The 15819-nt window shown below is 71.1% G+C and carries 12 protein-coding genes; 8 read left to right on the top strand and 4 right to left on the bottom strand.

Going from position 1 to position 15819, the window contains the following annotated elements:
• Positions 1-44: 44 nt before the first annotated feature.
• Positions 45-677 (bottom strand): TetR/AcrR family transcriptional regulator, encoded by a 633-nt coding sequence (locus tag ACZ5IK_RS41580; RefSeq protein ID WP_465492738.1) that lies wholly within the window; start codon positions 675-677, stop codon positions 45-47.
• A 48-nt stretch (positions 678-725) separates the two neighbouring features.
• Here ACZ5IK_RS41580 and ACZ5IK_RS41575 point away from each other — a divergent pair, with 48 nt between their 5' ends.
• From ACZ5IK_RS41575 to ACZ5IK_RS41565, 3 genes are read left to right on the top strand one after another with little or no spacing between them, the layout of a single operon-like run.
• On the top strand, positions 726-1673 hold the full coding sequence (locus tag ACZ5IK_RS41575) for a patatin-like phospholipase family protein (RefSeq protein ID WP_465492737.1): 948 nt from the start codon (positions 726-728) through the stop codon (positions 1671-1673).
• Positions 1670-2518 (top strand): SDR family oxidoreductase, encoded by an 849-nt coding sequence (locus ACZ5IK_RS41570; RefSeq protein ID WP_465492736.1) that lies wholly within the window; start codon positions 1670-1672, stop codon positions 2516-2518. Before ACZ5IK_RS41575 ends, ACZ5IK_RS41570 begins: the two co-directional genes overlap by 4 nt.
• Positions 2515-3996 carry a flavin-containing monooxygenase gene (locus ACZ5IK_RS41565; protein WP_465492735.1) on the top strand — a complete coding sequence of 494 codons (1482 nt, stop codon included), beginning with the start codon at positions 2515-2517 and terminating at the stop codon, positions 3994-3996. Before ACZ5IK_RS41570 ends, ACZ5IK_RS41565 begins: the two co-directional genes overlap by 4 nt.
• An 87-nt stretch (positions 3997-4083) precedes the next feature.
• Here the strand turns inward: ACZ5IK_RS41565 and ACZ5IK_RS41560 are convergent, their stop codons facing one another.
• Positions 4084-4836: a hypothetical protein gene (locus ACZ5IK_RS41560; protein ID WP_465492734.1), complete on the bottom strand. Its 753-nt coding sequence runs from the start codon at positions 4834-4836 to the stop codon at positions 4084-4086.
• A gap of 4 nt (positions 4837-4840) precedes the next feature.
• Complete coding sequence (locus tag ACZ5IK_RS41555) at positions 4841-5431, bottom strand: papain-like cysteine protease family protein (protein ID WP_101608626.1); 591 nt, start codon at positions 5429-5431, stop codon at positions 4841-4843.
• Between the two features lie 374 nt (positions 5432-5805).
• Between ACZ5IK_RS41555 and ACZ5IK_RS41550 the strand changes: the two genes are divergently transcribed.
• The 5 genes from ACZ5IK_RS41550 to ACZ5IK_RS41530 all read left to right on the top strand — a co-directional run bounded on the left by ACZ5IK_RS41550 (position 5806) and on the right by ACZ5IK_RS41530 (position 14707).
• Positions 5806-8646, top strand: a complete 2841-nt coding sequence (locus ACZ5IK_RS41550) for a LuxR C-terminal-related transcriptional regulator (protein ID WP_465492733.1) — start codon at positions 5806-5808, stop codon at positions 8644-8646.
• Between the two features lie 265 nt (positions 8647-8911).
• A complete protein-coding gene (locus ACZ5IK_RS41545; protein WP_465492732.1) occupies positions 8912-9610 on the top strand; it encodes a TetR/AcrR family transcriptional regulator in 699 nt (232 codons plus the stop codon).
• Positions 9610-12141 carry an ABC transporter ATP-binding protein/permease gene (locus ACZ5IK_RS41540; RefSeq protein WP_465492731.1) on the top strand — a complete coding sequence of 844 codons (2532 nt, stop codon included), beginning with the start codon at positions 9610-9612 and terminating at the stop codon, positions 12139-12141. Before ACZ5IK_RS41545 ends, ACZ5IK_RS41540 begins: the two co-directional genes overlap by 1 nt.
• On the top strand, positions 12138-13856 hold the full coding sequence (locus ACZ5IK_RS41535) for an ABC transporter ATP-binding protein (RefSeq protein ID WP_465492730.1): 1719 nt from the start codon (positions 12138-12140) through the stop codon (positions 13854-13856). The genes ACZ5IK_RS41540 and ACZ5IK_RS41535 overlap by 4 nt, the downstream gene beginning before the upstream one ends.
• Entirely contained in the window at positions 13853-14707 is an 855-nt protein-coding gene (locus ACZ5IK_RS41530; protein ID WP_465492729.1) for an alpha/beta fold hydrolase, read from the top strand. The genes ACZ5IK_RS41535 and ACZ5IK_RS41530 overlap by 4 nt, the downstream gene beginning before the upstream one ends.
• Here the strand turns inward: ACZ5IK_RS41530 and ACZ5IK_RS41525 are convergent.
• Positions 14694-15620, bottom strand: a complete 927-nt coding sequence (locus tag ACZ5IK_RS41525) for a hypothetical protein (protein ID WP_465492728.1) — start codon at positions 15618-15620, stop codon at positions 14694-14696. The genes ACZ5IK_RS41530 and ACZ5IK_RS41525 overlap by 14 nt on opposite strands.
• Between the last annotated feature and the right edge of the window lie 199 nt (positions 15621-15819).

Below are 15819 nucleotides of genomic sequence, written 5' to 3'. Positions count from 1 at the left end.
CCCCGCCTGCTGGTGTGTCGTAACCGGACCGGCCGGCCGGTTCCCTAGGGACGCGTCGCGATCCCGTCGTACATGACGCGGCGGACAGCCCTGCTCATCGACGCCTGCCCGTCCGGTGACGGGTCCCGCAGCCCGGAGAGCACCGACGCGAGGATCATCCCGTTGATCGCGCGCGCGGTGGCGTCGACGTCCAGGTCCTCGTGCAGATAACCGAGGTGGACGCCGTGGTGGAGGTAGCCCGCGGTCAGCTCGGCGGCGGTCTCGTAGAAGTCCAGCACACGCTCCCGCATTTCGGCGTCGATGCCCGCGGCCTCGAGCAGGAGGAACCGGGCCATCCTCGGGTCACTGCCGAAGATCTGGGCGAGCGCGTCGCCGATCCTCGCGCTCTGCTTGCGGTATTCGGCCAGGCTGTTGACCGCGTCGGGGGCGTTGTCCGCGGCCAGCGAGGCGACCACCTTCTCGACCAGGTCCGTGATCACGTGGTCGACGATGTCCCGCTTGTTCTGGAAGTAGCGGTAGAAGGTGCCGTGCCCGATGCCCAGCCGCGCGGCGATGTCGGCGATCCCCGTCGCGTGGTAGCCGCGTTCGGCGAAGCAGTCGAACGCGGTCTCCACGATCTCGCGCCGTAGTTCCTGCTTCTTCCGTGCGGCCCTGCTGACCGGGGTCTCCGTCGTCATCCCGCCAGCTTATTGCCCCGGGCGTTCAAATGACATACCGTTCCGGAAATGACACGTCATTCCGCAAGGGCGCTGGTGCTCGGATGCGGCGGGACCTTGGGCTTCGCCTGGACGGCGGCGGTCCTCGACGCGCTGCACACCCGGGCGGGTTGGGACCCGCGCGAGGCGGACATCCTGGTCGGGACCTCGGCCGGTGCCGAGGCGGTGGCGATGCTCGGGGCGGGGATCCCGGCGAAGGCGATCCTCGGCGCGCTGGCCGGCACACCGGATGGCGACGCCGTCGTGGCCGCCCACGTCCGGCGGGTGCCGAGGCGGTTCCCGCCGGTGCCGTACCCGCGCTGGCCCGCGGCGAAGCTGGCCCGGGCCGCGCTGCGCCGGGACGTGGACACGCTCGCCGGTCTCGCCGGACTGCTTCCCCGGGGCAGGGGAGACGCGGGCTGGCTCCGCGAACTCGGGGACGCGCTGGCGCCCGGAGGCTGGGTGCCGCATCCCGCGACCTGGCTGATCGCCACGGATCCGGCGGGCGGGCGGGTCGCGCTCGGCGCCGCGGGCGCGCCGTCCGCCCGGCTCGGTGAGGCGATCGCCGCGTCCTGGGCGATCCCTGGCTGGTTCCCTCCGTCCGTTGTGGACGGACGTCCGCTGCTCGACGGCGGGACCGTTTCGCCGACCTCGGCCGATCTCCTGCTGGGGCACGACGTCGGCGAGGTCGTGCTGATCGCGCCGATGAGCAGTGAAGGCGGGGCCCCGGCACGCGGTCCGGCGCGGCTGGAACGCCTGCTGCGGACGGCGATGACCAGGCGCGTCGACGACGAGGCGCGGCGGCTGCGCGCGGCGGGCGTCCGGGTGGTCCGGATCGAACCGGGACCGGCCGATCTCGCCGCCATGGGCGCCAACTTCATGGACGGACGGCGGCGGGAGCACGTGCTCGCCACGGCGTTGAGGACGGCGCCCGTCCTGGTCGCCGACGCCTTCGAACGAGAGGGAGTACGCGCATGAGCAAGTATCCGGACCTCGACCTCATTCGCGCGCACGTGGCGATCACCGGTGCGGGACAGGGCATCGGCCGCGCGACGGCGGAACGGATGGCCGCTCTCGGCGCGCGCGTGTCCATCGGTGACCTCGACTTCGAGGCCGCGAAACGCACCGCCGCCGACATCGGCGGGACGGCGCATCATCTCGACGTCGCCGATCCGGTCTCCTTCGCCGCGTTCTTCGGTGACGCCGAAGAGGCGAACGGGCCGCTCGCGGTGCTCGTCAACAACGCAGGGATCATGCCGAACGGTGGTTTCCTCGACCTGCCCGAGTCGTTGAACCGGGCGACCATGGAGGTCAACGTCTTCGGCGTCGTCCACGGCATGCGGCTGGCGCTGCCCGGCATGCTGGAGCGCGGCCGCGGGCACATCGTGAACGTCGCGTCGCTGGCCGGGAAGTTCCCCGTCAAGGGACTGGCGATCTACAACGCCAGCAAGTTCGCCGTCGTCGGGCTGACCGCGGCGACCCGGCTGGAGTACGCGCCGCACGGGGTGAGCGTCTCCGCCGTGCTGCCGTCGGCGGTGGACACCGCGCTCGCGTCAGGGCTCGACATGCGGCCGATCCCGAAGGTGAAACCGGGCCGGATCGCCGACGCCGTGGTGGATTCCGTCCGCACGCGCGCCGCGGAGATCGCCGTACCCGGCTACGTCGGCGTTCTCGCCGGTCTCGCCGGTGTGACACCGGAACCGGCGCTCAACGCCTTCCGCCGCCTGATGCGGGACGACCGGGCCCTGCGCCCCGATTCGCCGGAGCGGGACGGCTACCGCGCCCGCCTCCACCAGGACACCCACCGGGAGGAAAACGCATGAACGCGCAGTACGACGCCGTCGTCGTCGGGGCCGGTTTCGGCGGGATGGGCGCGGCGATCCAGCTCAACCGGCTCGGCTACGACAACCTGCTCATCCTCGAACGCGAGTCCGATCTCGGCGGCACCTGGCATGTGAACCGCTATCCGGGGCTGGCCGTCGACATCCCCTCGGCGACCTACTCGTACTCGTTCGAGCCGAACCCGCACTGGTCGCGTCTTTTCGCGCCGGGCGCGGAACTCAAGCGGTACGCCGAACACGTCGCGGACAAGTACCGGCTGCGGCGCTACATGCGCTTCGGCACTGTCGTCACCGGCGCGGTCTGGGACGAGGCGAACGCGCACTGGACGGTCTCGCGCGCCGACGCCGATCCGGTCACCGCCAAGTACCTCCTCACCGCGACCGGATTCCTTTCGCAGCCCAAGAAACCCGACATCCCCGGGATCGAGACCTTCGGCGGCAAGGTCATCCACACCACCGCCTGGGACGACGGCTACGACCTCGCGGGCAAACGGGTGGCGGTGATCGGCACCGGCGCGACCGCGGTCCAGCTGATCCCCGAGATCGCGAAGGTCGCGCGGGAACTGAGCGTGTACCAGCGGACCCCGATCTGGGTGAGCCCCAAGCTGGACTTCCCGGTGCCCAAGGCGGTCCGGCGTGCGTTCGCCGCGGTGCCGCTCACCCAGCGGGCCGCCCGGCTGACCGGGACCGCGCTGCTGGAACTGATGATGGTCTCCGGGGTGCTGCACTACAAGCAGCTGCCGATCGCGAACCGGCTCGGCAAGCTGTGGTGCCAGGCGCATCTCCGCCGCCAGGTGCGGGATCCGGGACTGCGCTCGGACCTGACGCCGCGCTATTCGTTCGGCTGCAAGCGCCCGACGTTCTCCAACGAGTACTACCCGGCCTTCACCAAGGACCACGTGCACCTGGAGACGAAGTCCATCGTGAAGATCGACGAGACCGGGATCGAGACCGCCGGCGGTGCGCGGCGGGACATCGACGTCCTCGTGCTGGCGACCGGCTTCGACCTGTGGGAGGCGAACTTCCCGGCGGTCGAGATCATCGGCCGCGGTGGCCGCGATCTCGGGAAGTGGTGGCGGGAGAACCGGTTCCAGGCCTACGAGGGGGTCGCGATCCCGAAGTTCCCCAACTTCATTTCGCTCAACAGCCCGTATTCCTACTCGGGACTGTCCTATTTCACCACCATCGAGACGCAGATGCGGCATATGGACCGGCTTTTCGGCGCGATGCGGCGGCGGGGCGCGACCGAGTTCGAGGTCACGCAGGAGGCCAACGACGCGTTCCTCGACCGGATGACCGAGCGCCTCGGCGACTCGATCTTCGCCCTCGGGAACTGCGCCCCGGCGAACAGCTACTACTTCAACCCGCACGGGGAGGCGACGTTGCTCCGGCCGTCGTCCACCCTCAACGCCATCAAGGAGGCGGGGAGTTTCCCCATCGAGGACTACACCTTCGCCTAGCTGAAGGGGCCTTTCCCCGCATGGCAAGCGGTGAAGGACGCGTTCCCCGCATCGCATGCGGGGAAAGCGTCCTTCAGCTCCCGACGCCTACTGCCGGCGGAGCCGGAGCGTGACGGCCGCGCCCGCCACGGCGAGGAAGACAGCACCGAGCGCGTACGGCCACCACGGCACGGAGGTGTCGCCGACCGGGGCGGCACCGTAACCGCCGGCGGCACCGGTGCGGTCGTAGGTCGAGCCGGGCAGCTTGTCGCCATAGCGGCTCTGCAGGGCCTCACGGTAGGCGGCGAGCGTCATCTTCTCGCCGGTCTTCGCCACCGAAGATCCATCGAGGACGGTCACCGTGTCCCCGTCGACCGAGTACCAGGCACCGGCCTGCGGTTCGCTCAGGAGGTAGCCCTTGCCGGTTCGCGCCGCGAGACGCTTTTCGACGTCACCCGAGGCGACGTTGTAGACCGACCAGCCCGCCCCTTCGCGCTGCGACCACACGGTCGCCGCGTCGCCGTTGCCGAGGGTGGCGGGAGTGGCGACGTAGGCCAGTTCCGCCGGCACGGCCGAGGTGCCGGCGATGAAGGCCGCGGTCGGCTGGTAGACCGCCACCGGGGTGCGCGGATCGGCCTTGGCGGTCCTGGCCGCGAGAGCCGTGTCCGCCTTGGCGGCGCCGGGGAACTGCGCCTTGGCGAGCCGCTGGGTGGTCGCGTCACTGGTGACCACTGTGGACACCGCGGCGAGGTCGGCCGCGGTGGGCACGCCGTTGGGGGCGTCGGCCGCGGAGGCCTGGCCGCCGAGTGCCAGTGACAGTCCGAGAGCGAGGATCGTGGCGCCGAGGAAGGTTCGCTTCATGGTTTCAGTCCTTGATCCCGTAGACGGTGTGGGTCCAGGTGAACGAGTTGTTGGACCGGTAGGCGTTGTAGCTCATCTGGTTGTATCGGGGGCTCGAACCCCACGGGTCGCCGTAGTAGACCGTCGTCGCGCCATTGGTGTTGTCGTAGCCGTAGAGCACGTGCATGTGGCCGCCGCCGTTGTTCCAGCCGATCCGGGTGCCGATCGGCTGCCGCGCGTCGACCTGGCTCTTGATCGAGGCGAAGCTCAGCGTCTGGCCCGAGGAGCTGTAGGTGCCGACGTTGCTGAACCCGAGCCACCGGAACACGCGCTGCTGATCGCTCAGGTAGCCCTGGTTGTTCGCACAGTCCGAACCGGACTCGTTGTGCGCGACCTGGCAGAACTTCGTCTGGGTGATCGAATGTCCCCACCAGGCGGCGATGGTGTTGCCGCTGGCGTCCCAGCACCAGTTGCTCTTCTGCTGGGCTTGCATGGTGATCGGGATCGTGGTGGCCGCCGTGATCGCGGGCGCCGCGGAGGCGGGCGCCTGGAGGGCGACCATCGCGGCGACACCGGCGCAGGCCGTGGCCAGCCCGCGCCTGAATGAGGTCTTCACCGTCGGAACACTCCTAACTGGATGGTCGAACGCGAAGCACGCGCGGTTGGCTACCCGGAGGGGACAGGTGAGGACTTCGGCTACCCGAATGGGTGGCCGACCGGCGCGGGCAGGGGACTTGCGCTGTGAGGATGTGACAGAGGGGCACTGCGAACAGACTGAGATTCACCCTCGGAGGGGACCCGTGGCAAGGTTCGCGGCAATACCTAAGGGTCCGTATTACCGATGCGGGGCTTCGGCGCCGCGCAGGTCGGCGTGGCCCGATCGAGTTAACGCCGTGACTCCGGTGGTGTGGACCAGCGGAAAGTGTGCGGCCCGTGGTCACTGTTCGTGTTCCCGCCTTTCGGCGGGTGTCCTATCGGTATGGTCCGAGCATGCCGACGCTCGGTGCGGCACCGGTGTTCGTGGCCCGCGACACCGAACTGGCCGAACTGGTGCGCGTCACCTCGAGCCCGCCGTCGGTCGCCGTCGTCGAGGGCGAACCGGGTGTGGGCCGGAGCCGTCTGCTCGAAGAACTGGCCGCCCAGCCCGGGATCGCGTCGCGCGTGGTCTGGTCCGCCCGCTGCGGTTCCTTCGCGCGGCCGTGCCGGTTGGCGCCCTTGGTCGACGCGCTGCTCGGGAAGGGCGAGGTGGCCGCCGCCCACGCGACGGGCTTCTCCCCGGTGACCGGCGTCCTGCGGCGGCTGATCCCCGAGTGGTCGCCGTGGCTGCCGCCGTTCCCGGAGAACGCGGACGCCGAGACCGTGCGGCAACAGGAACTCCGTGCCGTGCGCGAAGTCCTGACCGGCTGCGGTCCGGCGGTCCTGATGCTCGACGACGTCCACTCCGCCGACGACGACACGTGGGAGTTCCTGCGCGGTCTCGCGGCGTCCCCGGCGGTGGCGCTGAGCGTGGTGGTCAGTTCGGTGGCGTGCGGGCCGCGGCGATTCCCGCCGATGCGGGAGGCCGCCGCGCATCTGACGCTTCCGGCGTTCACCGCCGTCCAGGTGCGGACCCTGCTGGACGCGACGTTCGGCCGCTGCGCGCCGGATTTCGCCGAGGCGGCGCACCGGCGGACGTCCGGGATCGCCGTCGACCTGACCGCGTTGGTGCGGAGCGTCGGTGACACGGCGGAGTCGCTTTCGGCGGACAGGCTGGCGTCGGCGGCCGTGCCGCCGATCGTGCGCAGCCGGGTCGCCGGACTGATGACCGCGATCGGCCCGGCCGCGCGCGACGTCGTCCGCGCGGCCGCGGTGCTGGGATCGTCCGCCGGGGAAGCGGATCTGGGCGCGGTGGCGGCGTCGCCGCCCGGGGAGACCTCCGGTGCGGTCGCCGAAGCCGTCGAAGCGGGACTGCTGCGGGATCTCGGCCGCGGCCGGTACGTCTCGGGGAGCCCGCTGATCGCCGAAGCGGTCTACGCGTTGCTTCCCGGCCCTCAGCGGTGCGCGATGCACGGCCGCGCCGCCGCCCGGCTCGCCTCCGGGGCCGAACCCTTCGCGTCACTGATCGCCCGCCACGCGCGGCTGGCAGGCGATCTCGGCGCGTGGACACAGTGGACCGGGGTCGCCGTCGACAACGCCATCGAAGACGGCCGGACCGAGGAAGCGAGCCGTCTGCTCGAAGCGGCGTTGCGGGACGCGGACCTGCCGCGGACCGCGCGCGAGTCGTTCGCCGTCCGGCTCGGCAGGGAACTGCCGCGGAGCATCGCCCACGCCGGCACGGTCCGGCTGCTGCGGACGATCCTGCGCGAATGGCCGCTGAGCAAGGCCGCGCGCGGCGAGATCCGGGTCCACCTCGGTCAGGTGCTGATCAACCAGGTGGGCAAGGTCGACGCGGGCAGGCTCGAGATCGAGCTGGGCGCGGCCGACCTCGGCAGGCGGCAGGCGCTGCTCGCCAGGGGACTGGTCACCTTGGCGCTGCCGCATATCGGGACGGTTCCGGTGGAGGAGAACTTCCGCTGGCTCGACGAGGCCGAACGCGCGAGCAAGGGGGAACACGACGCCGGGGTGCTCGCCGCGATCGCCGCCAACCGGCTTTCGGCGCGGATGCAGGTCGCCGATCCCGAGGCCTGGCAAGACATCGCCGACCTGCCGCGGGCACCGGAGTCGGCCGAGGTCTGCCGTCAGGTGGCGCGCACCTACATCAACCTCGCCGACGCGGTGGCGTGGAACGGGCACTACCCGGTCGCGCGGGTCTATCTCGCGACCGCGCGGCGGCTGATCCGCGACGATCATCAGCCTTACCTCGACGCGCTGGCCGACGGCACGGAACTACGCCTGGATCTCGCGATGGGGGAGTGGTCGAGCGTCGCCGAGAAGGCGCGGGCGATGCTGACGCGGGTCGACAAGGACGGTTCACTGGCCGCGGAACCGCTGCTGGTGCTCGGCTGGTACGAGTACGGGCAGCACCGGCCGACGGCGGCGCTGCGCAGCTTCGACGCGGCGTTCGCGCTTTCCGCCGGCAGCGTCCCGATCCAGGCGTCGGCGTACGCGGGCCGCGTCGCGGTCCATCAGGCGGGCAAGGATCTGCAGGCCGCCCGGCGCCTCGCCGAATACGGCCTGGAGACCGTGCGGCGCAAGAACAACTGGGTCTGGGCGGCCGAACTGATGCCGTTCGCCGTGCGCACCATGCTCGGGCTGGGCCAGCACGTCGAGGCGAGGGAACTGCTCGCGGAGTACCGGCAGGGCATCGACGGCAAGGACACGCCGGTCGCCAACGCGGCGGCGTTGTTGTGCCGGGGCATGCTCACCCAAGCCCGCGGCGAGACGCTCGCCGCCGGTGATCTGCTGCTCGGTGCCGCGCAGGCCTATCACGCGCTGCCGTTCCCGTATTTCGCCGCCTACGCCGACGAACTCGCGGCCGGCTGCTTCATCGACGCAGGGGAGCGGGAGCGCGCCGTCGCTTCCTTAACCACAGCGGAGACGGCGTACGCGGGCCTCGGCGCCGCCGTGGACGCGCTGCGCTGCCGACGGTCACTGCGCCGCTGTGATCCGGAGATGCCCCGGCGCGGCCGCAAGGGGTACGGCGAAACGTTGTCGCCGAGGGAACTCGAGGTCGCCCGGCTCGCCGCCCAGAACCTCACCAACCGGGAGATCGGCGAGCGGCTCTTCCTGTCGCCGCGAACGGTCGAGATCCACGTCGGGCGCGCGCTGCGCAAACTGGGACTGCCTTCGCGCACGGTCCTGACCGAAGACCTGCTCCGCGACGCGACCGGTGAAGGTTCCAAAACGGCCTGACCTCGCTTAAGGCACGGAGAAGCCGGAGGTGAGGTCCGGTTTCTGAACCCACTGAGACTCGCTGGCGGGCGGGCCTGACGTGAAGGGGACTTTCCCCGCATGTGATGCGTGGAAAGCCTCCTTCACGTAGTTCAGGTGACCACCCGACACCCACCCTGACCGCTTCCGCCCACCTGACTGCTTCCGGCCACCCCCGAACTGTGTCTTGACTTCAACTAAGCCCACCCTTAGTTTCCCCCTATAACTTTCCATGCGAAGGGGTGAGATGCCGAAGATCGGGGGCCGTCCGGCCAGGATCGGGACGGACGACATCCTGCGGGCCGGGCGCGAGCTCGGGATGCGCGGGCTGAGTGTCAAGGCGGTCGCGGCCCGGCTGGGGGTGACCGCGACCGCCCTCTACCGGCACGTCGACGGGCGCTGGGGGCTCGAGCGGCTGGTCGGGGAGAGCATTCTGGCCGAGTTGCGGCTCCGGGACGATCCCCGGCACGGCCTCGAACAACACCTGCTGTCCTTCGCCCTGCAGATGCGGGCCTTCGTACTGGAGCATCCGGGCCTGGTCACCTACCTGCAGCTGCTGTTCCCGCGCGGTGACGGCGGCCAGCGCCTGCTGAACGACGAGGTCGACGCGCTCGTTCGCCGGGGCTACGAGCCCGGCGCGGCGATCGTGCTCAGTGGCGCCGTCGCGTCGCTGACCATCGCGATGACCGCGTCCGAGGAGCACAGCATGGCGGCCGAGCAGACCGACGGCGATGGGCTGGACCGTGAGCGCCAGGCGGTCCGCGACCGGTTGTCGCGCGACGACCGGCTCGCCGAGCCGTCCGCCGCGTTGCCGCAGGTCCCGAGGCCCGAGTACGTGCGGCTGGTGCTGACAGCGTCGATTCGCGGACTGATCGGGTCCTGTCCGCCGGGCAGGCCGGTCGTGGAGATGGTGGCCGATCTGGCGGCCACCGGGGAGGGTTTGTGATGGCGCGCGGGTTCCAAGGCGCGGTGATGCGGGGTTTCGGTGCGAGAGATCACGAAGCGACCGTCGTCGAGAGAGTGGAAATAGCGCCGAGGTTCGTGCGGATCCGGTTCGTCTCGCCGACGTTGTTCGAGGACGTCGTCGTGGAGCCGACGGCGTGGCTCCGGTTCTGGTTCCCGGACCCGGAAGGCGGGCCGACGGAGTTCCAGCGCGCGTACACGCTCACCGAAGCCGATCCGGAGTCCGGCACGTTCGCGGTCGACGTCGTCCTGCACGAGCCCGCCGGTCCCGCCTCGCGGTGGCTGGGTGAAGCACGGCCGGGAGCGACGGTTCCGGTGATGTCACTGGGTTCCACCTCCTTCGCGGTCCCCGCCGAACCTCCCGCCGGGTACCTGCTCATCGGCGACTCCGCTTCGATCCCCGCGATCAACGCGATCCTCGAAGTGGTCCCGGCCGACCTCCCGATCGAGCTGTACCTCGAGGAGCACGACGAGACCGACCGGCTGATCCCGCTGGGCGAGCACGCGCGGCTGGCCGTGCACTGGGTGCCGCGCGGGGACGCGACCTCGCTGGCCGCGGCGATCGAGACGCGCGACTGGTCGGACTGGCAGGCGTGGCTGGCGACCGAAGCCGGTTCGTTCAAACAACTCAAGACCCGTTTGCGGGAGACGTTCGGCTTCCCCAAGTCCGAGGTGCACGGCCGGGCGTACTGGTACTACGGCCGCGCCATGGGTGCTTTCCGTGGTGAGAAGGAAGAACCGGCCACCGAAAGCACCCCTGTGCCGAAGCCCGTCGAGAAGGCGCCTAAGGGGGCGTGGCGGGCGCAGGCCGCCGGACGGCTGCTCGCGCCGGTGCGGCGGACGCTGATCTTCGCCGGGGTCCTGCAGGCCGTCGTGACCCTGATCGGGCTCGCGCCGTTCGTGCTGCTGGTGGAACTGGTCCGGCGGCTGCTCGCGGGCGGCGGATCGCTGTGGGCGATCGGCGTCTCGGCGCTGGTGCTGCTCGGCGCGGGAATCTTGCTCGAATCGGCGGTCGTGCTCTGGCTGCACGCGGCCGACGCGCGGTTCGCCCGAGATCTGCGGCAGCGGTTGCTGGGCAAACTCGCGAGGCTGCCGCTGGGCTGGTTCACCGCCCGCGGTTCCGGCGCGGTCGCGAAACTCGTGCAGGGCGACACACTCTCGCTCCACTACCTGGTCACCCACGCCGTTCCCGACGCGGTGGCGGCCGTCGTGGCACCGGTCGCGGTGCTGGCCTACCTCTTCGCGGTGGACTGGCGGCTCGCCCTCGTCCTGCTCGTCCCGATCCTCGTCTACCTCGTCACCACCTCGATCATGGTCGTCCAATCGGGACCGAAGACCGGCCAGGCGATGCGCTGGGCGGAACGGATGGCCGGGGAGGCGGGCGCGTACCTGGAAGGGCAGCCGGTGATCCGGGTGTTCGGCGGTGCCGCGGCGTCGTCGTTCCGGCGGCGGCTCGACGAGTACATCGGCTTCCTCGGCGACTGGCAGCGGCCGTTCACCGGCAAGAAGACCACGCTCGACTTCGCCACCCGGCCAGCCACGTTCCTGCTCCTGATCACCGGCGCCGGAACGCTCATGGTGACCGGCGGTGGCCTGGAGCCGGTGACGCTGATCCCGTTCCTCCTGCTGGGCACCACTTTCGGCGCGCGGTTGCTGGGTATCGGCTACGGCCTCGGCGGCGTCCGCGAGGGAATGCTCGCCGCGCGCCGGATCCAGGTCGTCCTCGACGAACCGGAACTGTCCACAGTGGAGCTTAAAGACCGCGCCGGTGCCGAGCCGGGCACGGTGGAACTGGACAGGGTGGGCTTCGCGTACCGCACCGGCGTTCCCGTTCTGGAGGGCGTCTCCCTGACTTTGCGTCCCGGCACGGTGACCGCGCTGGTCGGCCCCTCGGGAGCGGGGAAGTCGACCCTCGCCGCCTTGGTCGCGAGGTTCCACGACGTGACCGAAGGGGCGATCCGCGTCGGTGGCCGGGACGTCCGCTCGTTCGCCGCCGACGAACTCTACGGCCGGGTGGGATTCGTGCTGCAGGATCCGCAACTCGTCCAGGGGACCGTGCGGGAGAACATCGCGCTCGCCGTCCCCGGCGCCACCGAAGACCAGGTCGTCGCTGCGGCCCGTGACGCGCAGATCCACGAGCGGATCCTGCGGCTGCCGCAGGGTTACGACACCGTCCTCGGCGCCGGTTCCCAGCTGTCCGGCGGGGAACGCCAGCGGGTCGCCATCGCCCGCGCGATCCTCGCCGACGCCCCCGTCCTCGTCCTCGACGAGGCGACCGCCTTCGCCGATCCCGAGTCGGAGTACCTCGTGCAACAAGCACTCGACCGGCTCACCGCGGGCCGGACCGTCCTGGTCATCGCCCATCGCCTGCACACCGTCACCGGCGCCGACCGGATCGTGGTCCTCGACCGCGGGGAGATCGCCGAAAGCGGGACCCACGACGAGCTGCTGGCTTCGGGCGGGCGCTACACCCGCCTGTGGCAGGCCGGAGCGGGCGCGGGGGTGACCGCGTGATCCGCACCCTGCTGGGCCTGATCCCCGGGACGAAACGCCGGACGTTCCGGCGCTACCTCGTGCTCGCCGTGTTCTCGGTGCTGCTGCGCGCCGTCGGTGTCGTCCTGCTCGTGCCGCTGGTGGGCACCCTGTTCGGCGCCGACGCCGCGGACGCACTGCCCTGGCTGGGCGCGCTCGCCGCCGTCACCGCGGCGGGCTGGGCGGTCGACGCCGTCGTGGGACGGCTCGGCTTCGAACTCGGTTTCGGCGTGCTGGACCACGCCCAGCACGACGTCGCCGAGCATCTGACGAACGTCCGGCTGTCCTGGTTGGACAGTGCCAACACCCAGACCGCCCGCCAGGCCATCGCCGCGACCGGACCCGACCTCGTCGGACTGGTCGGCTATCTGCTCACCCCGCTCATCGGCGCGGTCCTGCTGCCGATCGCGATCGCGCTGGCCCTGCTGGCGATCGCCTGGCCGCTCGGGGTCGCCGCGCTGGCCGGGGTCCCGGTGCTTTTGGGTGCGTTGTGGGCGACCGGCCGGATCACCCGCCGCGCCGACCGGGCGGCGGCCGAAGCGAACACCGTGCTGACCGAGCGGATCGTCGAGTTCGCCCGCACGCAGCAGACGTTGCGCGCCGCCCGTCGCGTGGAGCCCGCGCGCAGTCACGCCGGTGCCGCGCTCGCCGCGCACCACGGCGCGACCGTCCGGCTGCTGCGCCTGCAGATCCCGGGCCAGGTGCTGTTCGGCATCGCCGGTCAGCTGGCGCTGGTCCTGCTCGCCGGGACGACCGTTCTCCTTGCCACGCAAGGCGGTCTGAGCGTGCCCGAGGCGATCGCGCTGATCGTCGTGCTCGCCCGGTACCTGGAACCGTTCACCGCGCTCGGCGATCTCGCTCCCGGCATCGAGACCGCCACCACCACGCTCGGCCGCATCCGCACCGTGCTCACCGCGCCCGTGGCCCCGGCGGGCGAGGCCGTCGCGCCGGGGAAGGAGGCGCCGCGGATCCGGTTCGAGGACGTCGGTTTTCGCTATGCGTCAGGCACCGAAGACGTTCTGGAGAACTTCAGCCTCACCCTCGAACCGGGGACGACGACCGCGATCGTCGGGCCGTCCGGTTCGGGCAAGAGCACCGTCCTCGCGTTGCTCGCCGGCCTGCACCAGCCCACCGGCGGGCGGGTGCTCGTCGGCGGGACCGATCTCGCCGAACTGTCCGCGGCCGACCGGCGGGAGCTGGTCACCGTCGTCTTCCAGCAGCCGTACCTGTTCGACGGTTCGGTGCGCGACAACGTCCTCGCCGGGGATCCCTCGGCGACGGAGGAAAGAGTCGCCGGGGTCGTCGAGCTCGCCAGGATCGGCGAACTGCTGGCGCACACGGCCGTCGGCGAGGCGGGTGGCGCGCTCTCCGGCGGTGAGCGGCAACGGGTGTCCATCGCCCGCGCGCTGCTCAAACCGGCGCCCGTGCTGTTGGTCGACGAGGCCACCAGCGCGCTGGACACCGAGAACGAGGACGCCGTCGTCCGGTCCCTCAGCGCCGATCCCGTGCCGCGGACCCGGGTGATCGTCACCCATCGGATCGCCGGGATCCGGCACGCCGACAGGGTCCTTTTCCTGGAGGACGGCGAGATCACCGAGGACGGCACCGTCGAGGAACTCCTCGCGAGGCAAGGCCGGTTCGCCGAGTTCTGGCGGCGGCAGATCGACGCCACCGGCTGGAGGATCACCGCGCGATGAGCCACACCCAAGGCGAGCCGGAATGGGTCGTCACCCGTGACGGCAGACGGCTGCACGCGATGGTGCTGCCGGGGCCCGACGGCTTCACCGGGCCGACGGTCGTGTTCGAAGCCGGAGCGGCGGCCACCCGGTCGTCCTGGGCGGCGGTCCAGCCGGAGGTCGCCCGGTCCGCCCGCGCGATCGTCTACGACCGGTCCGGGCTCGGCCGCAGCGCCCCCGACCCCGGCGGCCGGACGCTGCGCCGGATGGCCGACGACCTCAACGACGTCCTCGACCACTTCGGCCCGGGACCGTACGTCCTCGCCGGGCACAGTGCCGGCGGGCCGATCGTGCGGCAGGCCGCCGCGCGCCTCCCGGAGCGGATCGCCGGTCTGGTGCTGGTCGATCCGACCGACGAGGCGGCGGACGTGCTCTTCGGCCGCGCCTTCCGGACCGGTGAACGCGTGATGATCGGGCTGGGTGCCGTGCTCGCGCGGCTGGGCCTGCTCAAGGTCGTCTTCCGCGGCCTGCTGCGGGACATCCCCGACGACGTCCGCCGCGACCTCGAACGTGAGGCGTTCACCGTTGCGGCGATGCGGACCCACCGGGAGCAGGCCCGCACCTTCCTCGACGAACTGGCGGTCTGGCGGCGCGATCCGCCGGTGCTCGCGGACATCCCGGTCACCGTCGTCTCCGGAGGGCGTGGCGGGGACGGGATGTCCGCCGGGGTGCGGGCTCGGGCGAACGCGTCCCACGCCCACCGGGTGGCCGCCTCGCCCGGCGGGCGGCACGTGATCGCCGAGCGGTCCGGTCACTACATCCCGAAGACCGAGCCCGAGGTGATCGCCCGCGAGATCGTCAGGATGCTGTGAGAGCCTGACGGAGTTCTTCGTAGGTCGGCGCGAGCGTCCGGAGCGTCTCGGTGGCGCGCACGTCGTCCTCGGTGACGAGGTCGTACTGCAGTGAGCCGACCAAACGCGCCTGTGTGGTGGCGACGGTGGCGGCCCCGTCGCGGCCGATCCGGCGCAGGCACGCCGAAGCGTCCGCCAGCCTGCGAGCGCCGACGCGGACCGCGAAGTGCATGAGGAGCCCGCGCAGGTCCGGGTCGCAGCCGGAGTCGATCCGGGCGGCCAGCGCGAGCGCCGCGTCGGCGTTGCCGAGACTGCCCGGCGGGAGTTCGCCGCCGGCCTCCCCGCCGAGCCGCTTGATCGCCCGGGGGAGCGCCGCGGCGATCGCGGCCTCTTCGCTGACGAGGGTGTCGCGGACGAAGCCCGTGCGCATCGTGTGCGGCTTGCCGTAGGCGACGCTCTCGGCCCGCCAAGCGGCGGCGAATTCCACCCGAGGGAGGCGGGCGTACGGATATCCCTGCGGATCGTGGACGGTGACGGATTCGTCGTCCGCGGCGAGGACGACCAGGAAATGGTCGGCGCCGATCGGGCCGGTCATCCCGGGCTGGTACCGCAGATGCCCCATCTCGACCGGTCCGGCCATGACCGGGCCGTCGGCCAGCTTTTCGGCGAGCCGGGCGAACGCGGCGTCCGGATCCGGCTCGCTCACGGTTTCCGCGTTCCAGCCGAGGACGTCGAGCGCCTCGCCGATGCCGAGGTCGGGATCCCAGCCGAAGGCGTCGAAGAACGGCAGCGTCCCGCCGACCAGTTGCATGCCGAAAGGACTGCCGGTCACGGTTTCGAGCACGGCTGTCGGTGGTGCCTCGGAGCCGAGCATCATCGCGAGCGAATTCGCGTAGCAATAGGGCCCGGAGCCACGATAAGGAAAGTCGATCACTTGTTCGACGATGGCAGATTTCGCGCTTAAACTCCACCTTCGAGGATTTCAGTCCGTTGTGGACGATTCGCCGGGATTCATCACCCGTCCGGGGGTTTCGAGGCCACTCAACGGGTTCTATCCAGGGGACACCGCCGATCCCGGTTGCCGTCGATGATCTTCGCGACACAGGATGACCTTCGATCGGGCTCGCTGTACC

This window comes from Amycolatopsis sp. NPDC031561 (genome assembly GCF_055580625.1).
Note: the sequence above shows the minus strand (reverse complement) of the source record. Positions and strands in the feature narration are given on the sequence as shown.